The sequence below is a fragment of the Frisingicoccus sp. genome, from assembly GCA_016298055.1.
In the GTDB taxonomy this organism is placed as follows: Bacteria; Bacillota; Clostridia; order Lachnospirales; family Lachnospiraceae; genus Frisingicoccus.
The window spans coordinates 1-2,694 of record JAEDDO010000226.1; the positions used below are offsets into that span (position 1 = coordinate 1).

Genomic DNA, 2,694 nt, shown 5'->3' on the forward strand with positions numbered 1-2,694 from the left:
GCCGCCACAGCTTTCAGCTCATTTTCCCGGCGTTCCTGAGCCTCATGTATTTCGGTAATATCCCTTCCGAGAATATTGGCAACATTAATACCATCTTCATTTGTCCCCATAAAGAGATTTACTTCATGCCATTCACTGATATCTCCAAGAATGACTCGACAGGAAAGTGTCCCAACAAAACCCGTCGCATTCTTTTTTTCCTTCAACGCACGGATGCCAATAAGATTTTCCAGCTTTTCTTTATCTTCCGGAGCAATGTTCTTAAAAAGCTTTGCATAAAGAAGCACATAATCATCCGTATGCTGCATGGTTTTCAGAACCTCACTCATGCCTGTACCTGTAATCAATGAATACTTCCATGTTTCCAGATTGACAGTAAGGTTGTAGCCGTAAAGCATCTTTGTAACACCTGAGAGAAGCTGGTCACGGGCCATGGCAGCCTTTTGCTGAATCTCGCGTTGTTCCTGACGTTTATGGGCATCCGTAATATCCCTTCCAAGAATGTTGGCAATCGGTTCCCCCTTTTCATCGGTACTGATGAAAACGTTGATCTCATGCCATTCTTCGCCATAATCCGTGATGGCACCATACTCCAGATTACCGATAAAACCATTCGCATTTGTTCTTGCCCGAAGTGCTTCTAAACTGGCAAGAGCCTCAAATTGAAAGACATTCTCCGGATCAAGATAAGCAATCTTTTTATTATAGGCAGTTTCATAATCATCGGTAGATTTAAATATCTCCATAAACCTGGTCATGCCGCTTCCGATGATCATGCTGTACTTGCCTGTTCTTAAATTCAATGTCAGGTTATAGCTGTAAAGCATCTTCGTGAGCTCTGACAAAATCTGATTTTTTGCCGCAGCCGCACGAAGTTCTTTCTCGCTTTTTTCCTGGGCATTGTGGGCCTCCGTAATATCACGTCCAATAATATTTGCAACTCGAGTCCCGTCATCTTCCGTATCAATAAATACATTAATCTCATGCCACTCATATTCATCATCGCCGGGATAAAGCACCGGATATTCTAAACTCCCTTTAAATCCGTTTTCCGATGGATCTTTTCTGGCGGATTCAAAATTAAGTAATGCATTAAAACGATTCACATAGGCAGGGTGAATGATGCTTTCCTGAAATCTTGTCAAATCATCCTGATGATGATGCTTTTTGTATTCCTGCACCGTACGTTCCATACCTGTACCGGTAATAAGAGAATAAGTCTCTGTCTCCAGGTCAACTGTCAGGTTATAACTGTACATGATCTGAGTAATCTGTGACAGTACCCTGTCTTTCTTTTCAGGCGCCTTTTTCAGCTCATTCTTCGTTTGCCATATAGAATAGTTCTTCTCTATAAAAAAATGAATCATCTCTTTTAAGAGTTCGTAGGAGCCCTCCATTTCTTTCTCTGTTTTTCTATGCACACGAGAAAGAATATCCCTGACCCTTTCTGTATCTATCCCAAGTTGTGTTGTTTTTTGGAGAATTTCTTCTTCATCTTGTTTGACAGAAAGCGCCTGCCCGGCTAAGACTTTTCCCAGAGTCTGCCCATCAGGCAAAATAATCGGTATGGAAAAATCACAAAAACCAATCGGACATACGTATATTCCTTCTTTATCCGATTTCCATGTTGCTGTACAACTTGCCTGTCCATTTTCATTTGCATGAATCATATTGCAAAATTCTGTCATTCCAAATGAATCCGATGTTCGGTTTCCTTCCATATCAACGATAACCGCATACATACCGCTGCACTTAGACCAATTATCAATGAGCTTATATAATTGATCCATATCACAAAATTCCTGTAAATTCAGACAAGAATTCCCGTTTGATCCTTTAACAATTAAAGTTGGATCATCCATAACAGCATCTCCTTTTTTCATAATAAAAATAGTTACTTTTCCCTTTATTGTATCATAACCATTATAAGGAAAACAACAAAATATCTTGACTTTTCTTCCATACCAATTATAATAGTTCTAATTTGGACAGAAACTATTTCAGGGCTTTTCTTTAGAAGAAATAGAAATGTACACCAGACTTTTTCAAAAAACATGTCTGAATGCCCGAAAAGAAATGGAGGAAAAAAATGAAGTTACTGTTAATTGAAATCATTGTTTGTTTTTTTGCCGGTATGGGAGCAGGTCTTGGAACCGGATTTGCCGGAATGAGTGCTGCCGCCGTAATAAGTCCTATGCTCATTACATTTCTGGGGATACCGGCTTATGAAGCTGTCGGCATTGCCCTTGCCAGCGATGTTCTTGCCAGTGCTGTCAGTGCTTATACTTATGGAAAAAATAAAAATCTGGATATCAAAAACGGTTTTGTCATGATGATTACCGTTCTGATATTTACATTTGTCGGAAGTTTTGTTGCAAGTAAAGTTCCTAATTCCACAATGGGCAGTTTTTCTACCGTCATGACCCTGCTGCTCGGTATCAAGTTTATTGTTCGTCCGGTTATGACTACTAAAGAAACTATGACTTTGGTCAGCCCGAAAAAGCGGTTGATTCAGTCCGTTCTCTGCGGCACTGTCGTTGGTTTTATATGCGGATTTATCGGTGCAGGCGGCGGAATGATGATGCTTTTGCTGCTCACAAGTATTCTCGGATACGAATTGAAAACAGCTGTTGGAACAAGTGTCTTTATTATGGCATTTACTGCTTTGACAGGTGCCGGAAGCCATTTTATGAT

At 40.1% G+C, this 2,694-nt stretch carries 2 protein-coding genes; one reads left to right on the forward strand and one right to left on the reverse strand.

Annotated elements, in window-relative coordinates:
- On the reverse strand, positions 1 to 1,862 hold a 1,862-nt coding region (locus tag QZZ35_RS10900; RefSeq protein ID WP_291237426.1), incomplete at its 3' end, for a PocR ligand-binding domain-containing protein.
- Positions 1,863 to 2,089: 227 nt separating this feature from the next.
- Here QZZ35_RS10900 and QZZ35_RS10905 point away from each other — a divergent pair.
- Positions 2,090 to 2,694: sulfite exporter TauE/SafE family protein (locus tag QZZ35_RS10905; protein ID WP_291237427.1), on the forward strand; the 605-nt coding region annotated here is incomplete at its 3' end.